The organism is Kitasatospora sp. NPDC057198, assembly GCF_042670125.1.
GTDB lineage: Bacteria > Actinomycetota > Actinomycetes > Streptomycetales > Streptomycetaceae > Kitasatospora.
In genome coordinates, this window is the sequence record NZ_JBHUWH010000588.1 from 1 (window position 1) to 4,310 (window position 4,310).

Here is a 4,310-nt window from a genome sequence, read left to right on the forward strand (position 1 = left end):
CCTTCCGGTCGGGGGCCCCGCCGTGCCGTCAGCCCTGGCGGGCCTTGAAGCGCGGGTCCCTGCGGTTGATCACGAAGGTGCGTCCGCGGCGGCGGACCACCTGCGCACCGGGCTTGGCCTTCAGGGAGCGGAGCGAGTTTCGGACGCGCATGGCGGGATCCTTCCCGGTCGTCGGGGCACTGCGTCCTGCAACGGGGAGGAGCCGCCCGCTATTCCTCGCGGACATGACAGACATCAGAGGTGGTACGGGTACAGCTCGGCGCACTCGCAGGGGACGGCGACCTCGATCCAGCCCGGCGGGGCGGACAGCTCGAGCAGGATGCTGCTGTCGCCGGTGCGCAGCCGGCCCGCGCCGTCGAACTCGCCGGTCAGCCGGAGGGTTCCGCCCTCGGTACGGACGGCGGGCGCGGCGAGGGCGGCGGGGCGGACGGTGGCGTGGTCCTCGTCGACCGTCCACTCGACGCGGTAGGGGCCGGGCGGGTCGGCCGGGTCGCCGCGCCAGAGGGCGCGGGCCGGGCCGTACGGGGTCTCGGCCTCGGCGAGCGGGGGCGAGCCGGGGTGCAGGCGGATCAGGCGGATCAGCACGGCCGGCCCTTCTCAGGTGAGCCGGGAGCCGGCGGCGGGGGCGGAGAGGGCGGCGGCCAGGTCGGCGGCGAGGTCGGCGGCCTCGGCCGGGTCGAGGGTGGAGACGGTGATCCGGATGCCGGGCGGGGAGGCGAGGCGGAAGCGGGAGCCGGGGGCGGTGACCCAGCCGCGGTGCAGCATCGCGGCGGCGGTGGCGGTCTCGTCGGGGACGGGCACCCAGACGTTGAGGCCGCTGGCGCCGTGCGCGCGGACGCCGTGCGCGGCGAGGGCGGCCAGCAGGGCGTCCCGGCGGGCGCGGTAGACGGGGGCGGGGACGGGCGGGCGGCGGCGCAGTTCGAGCAGGGCGCGCTGGAGCAGGTGGCTGACCCATCCGGCGTCGAGCCGCTGGCGGCCCAGCACCCGGGCGACGGTGTCGGCGTCGCCGGCGCAGACGGCGACCCGCAGGTCGGGGCCGAACGCCTTGGCGGCGGAGCGCACCAGTGCCCAGTGCGCGACGGTGCCGGCGGCGAGGGACTGGAAGGGCTGGTCGACCATGCCGTGGCCGTGGTCGTCCTCGATCAGGACGGTGGCGGGGCGCCCGGCCAGGACGGCGCGCAGTTCGGCGGCGCGGGCGGGGGTGAGGGCGGCGCCGGTGGGGTTCTGGGCGCGGCTGGTGACGATCAGGGCGCGGGCGCCGTGGTCGAGGGCGGCGGCGACCGGGCCGGGCAGCGGCCCCTGGTCGTCGACCGGAACGGGGGCGGGGCGCAGGCCGAGGGCGGGCAGCAGGTCGAGCACGCTGCCCCAGCCCGGATCCTCGACGGCGACGGTGTCGCCGGGGCGCAGGTGGGCGGCCAGGACGCGGGCGATGGTGTCCAACGCGCCGGAGCAGACCGCGAGTTCGCCCTCGGGGACGCCGTCGGCGCGGAACTCGGCGCGGTAGTCGGCGAGCAGTTCGGGCTCGGCGACCGGGTGCCCGTAGAGCACGGCGGGGCCGGTGGCGGCGGCGGCCAGGGCGGGGCCCAGCGGGGGCAGCAGGGCCGGGTCGGGGTTGCCGGCCGAGACGTCCCGCGCGCCGGGCGGAACGGGCAGCCGGGCCTGGTCCCGCGGGGTGGTGACGGGGCGGGGGCGGACCCTGCTGCCGCGCCGCCCGGCGGTCTCGATGACGCCGCGCTCGCGCAGCAGGCGGTAGGCGGCGGCCACCGTGTTGGGGTTCACCCCGAGCTCGCCGGCCAGCTCGCGCAGCGGGGGCAGGGTGGCGCCGGGGGCCAACTCCCCCGCGGCGACGGCACGTTCGACGTCGGCGGCAATATCGCTGGCCCGCCGACCGGTGATCCGATACTCTCCTAGCACAAAGAAGATTATGCACTAGTGCAGAGGAGTTGTCATGTCGGACAGCCCCGGCGGGTCGTACACCAGGAACGCCCTGACCACCCCCACCCGCTCCAAGGAGCGCGCCGCCTGGGACGAGGAGACGGTGCACGCGATCCTGGACGCCGGGTACCTGTGCCACCTCGGCTTCGTCCGGGACGGCGCCCCGGTGGTGTTGCCCACCCTGTACGCCCGGGTCGGCAACCGGCTCTACCTGCACGGCTCCACCGGCAGCCGGCCGCTGCACGGCGCGAAGGGCGGGGAGGGCCTGCCGGTGTGCGTGACGGTGACCCACCTGGACGGGCTGGTGCTGGCCAAGTCCGCCTTCCACCACTCCGTCAACTACCGCTCGGTGGTGGCGCACGGCACCGCCCACCAGGTCACCGACCCCGCCGAGCTGCGCCTGGCGCTGGACGCGATCGTCGACCAGGTGGTGCCGGGCCGCTCGGCCGACTGCCGCCCCGGCAACGCCAAGGAGCTCGCCGCCACCGCGGTGGTCCGGCTGGAGCTGGAGCAGGTCTCGGCCAAGACCCGCACCGGCGGCGTCAACGACGAGGAGGAGGACCTCGGCCTGCCGTACTGGGCCGGCGTCGTCCCGGTCGCCCCGGCGCACGGCACGCCGCTGCCCGCCCCGCACACCGACGCCGGGCTCCCCGGCTACCTGCGGGAGCCGGCCCGCTGATCCGGGGCCGGGCGGCGGCGTCCGGGGCCGGGGCGGCGCGGGGCCCCGAGGGGCGGCCGTTGCGGCGGATGGCCCTGCGGACGGGCGCCGCTGACCGTTCGTCGGACTGACAGTTCATCGCCCCCGGGCGTGTCGGACACGGGCGACGGGGTAGCCGCTGGTCGAATTACCTCCGGAGATTTCCGCCCAGAACGGGACGGATCATCATGTAGGGAGAGACCACTGGCTACCCACGCCGCCCCCAGAGACGAGCACCTCGGCCACGTGGTGTTCATCTCCGCCGCCGCCGCGATGGGCGGATTCCTGTTCGGCTACGACAGTGCGGTGATCAACGGCGCGGTCACCGGCATCCAGAAGCACTTCGGCGTCGGCAACGGCGAGACCGCGTTCGTGGTCGCGATCGCCCTGCTCGGCTCGGCGGCCGGCGCGGTGGTGGCCGGCTGGCTGGCCGACCACTACGGCCGGGTGCGCACCATGCTGCTGGCCGCGGTGCTGTTCGCGATCAGCGGCGTCGGCTCGATGTTCCCGCCCAGCATCGAGGTGCTCGGGGTGTGGCGCGTGCTGGGCGGCATCGCCATCGGCATCGCCTCGGTGATCGCCCCGACCTACATCGCCGAGGTCGCGCCGACCGCCTACCGGGGCCGGCTGGCCTCCTTCCAGCAGATGGCCATCGTGCTCGGCATCACCGTCTCGCAGCTCGCCAACTGGGCGCTCAACCAGGCGGCCGACGGCCAGTCCACCAACCACCTGGCGGGCGTCCAGGCGTGGCAGTGGATGCTCGGCGTGGAGGCCGTGCCCGCCGTCGTCTACGGCCTGATGGCGCTGTCCATCCCCGAGTCGCCGCGCTACCTGATCGCCGACAACCGGGAGGCGCAGGCCCGCAAGGTGCTGGCCGAGGTCGAGGGCGCGGACGTCGACCTGGACGCCCGGATCGCCGAGATCCGCCGCGTCCTGAACACCGAGCACAAGCCGCGCCTGAAGGACCTGCTGGGCGGCCGGTTCGGGCTGCTGCCGATCGTCTGGATCGGCATCGGCGCCTCGGTGTTCCAGCAGTTCGTCGGCATCAACGTGATCTTCTACTACTCGTCGTTCCTGTGGCAGTCGGTCGGCATCGACGAGTCCAACTCGCTGCTGATCTCGCTCTCCACCTCGATCGTCAACGTGGTCGGCACCGTGGTCGCGATGCTGCTGGTCGACCGGATCGGCCGCAAGCCGCTGGCGCTGGCCGGCTCGGCGGGCATGGCCGTCGCGCTCGGCCTGGCCGCCTGGGCGTTCTCCTTCCGGCAGGGCACCGGCGACAGCGCGACCCTGGACGACGCGTACGCCACCACGGCACTGGTCGCCGCGCACGTCTTCGTGTTCTGCTTCGCCTTCTCCTGGGGCGTGGTGGTCTGGGTGCTGCTCGGCGAGATGTTCCCCAACCGGATCCGGGCGCTGGCCCTGTCGGTGGCCGCCTCCGCGCAGTGGATCGCCAACTGGGCGATCACCGTCACCTTCCCCAACCTCTCCGACTGGAACCTGTCGGCGACGTACGTCATCTACGCCTGCTTCGCGCTGCTGTCCATCCCGTTCGTGGCCTTCTGCATCAAGGAGACCAAGGGCAAGGCGCTGGAGGAGATGGGCTGAGCGGCCCGCCCTCCCGCCCGCCCGAGCCCGCCCGGCCTGCCCCGCCGGGCGGGCTCGGGCGGGCTCGGGC

At 74.8% G+C, this 4,310-nt stretch carries 5 protein-coding genes; 2 read left to right on the plus strand and 3 right to left on the minus strand.

What is annotated here, in order from left to right; all coding sequences use genetic code 11:
• Positions 1-28: 28 nt before the first annotated feature.
• The 3 genes from ykgO to ACFUEL_RS36005 all read right to left on the minus strand — a co-directional run bounded on the left by ykgO (position 29) and on the right by ACFUEL_RS36005 (position 1,914).
• Complete coding sequence (ykgO, locus tag ACFUEL_RS35995) at positions 29-151, minus strand: type B 50S ribosomal protein L36 (RefSeq protein WP_111552099.1); 123 nt, start codon at positions 149-151, stop codon at positions 29-31.
• 83 nt (positions 152-234) lie between these two features.
• On the minus strand, positions 235-585 hold the full coding sequence (locus ACFUEL_RS36000) for a hypothetical protein (protein ID WP_380241848.1): 351 nt from the start codon (positions 583-585) through the stop codon (positions 235-237).
• A gap of 12 nt (positions 586-597) precedes the next feature.
• On the minus strand, positions 598-1,914 hold the full coding sequence (locus ACFUEL_RS36005; protein ID WP_380241850.1) for an aminotransferase class I/II-fold pyridoxal phosphate-dependent enzyme: 1,317 nt from the start codon (positions 1,912-1,914) through the stop codon (positions 598-600).
• A 34-nt stretch (positions 1,915-1,948) separates the two neighbouring features.
• Here ACFUEL_RS36005 and ACFUEL_RS36010 point away from each other — a divergent pair, with 34 nt between their 5' ends.
• Positions 1,949-2,614: a pyridoxamine 5'-phosphate oxidase family protein gene (locus ACFUEL_RS36010; protein ID WP_380241852.1), complete on the plus strand. Its 666-nt coding sequence runs from the start codon at positions 1,949-1,951 to the stop codon at positions 2,612-2,614.
• A gap of 291 nt (positions 2,615-2,905) precedes the next feature.
• Entirely contained in the window at positions 2,906-4,240 is a 1,335-nt protein-coding gene (locus tag ACFUEL_RS36015) for a sugar porter family MFS transporter (RefSeq protein WP_380241854.1), read from the plus strand.
• The last annotated feature ends 70 nt before the right edge of the window (positions 4,241-4,310 follow it).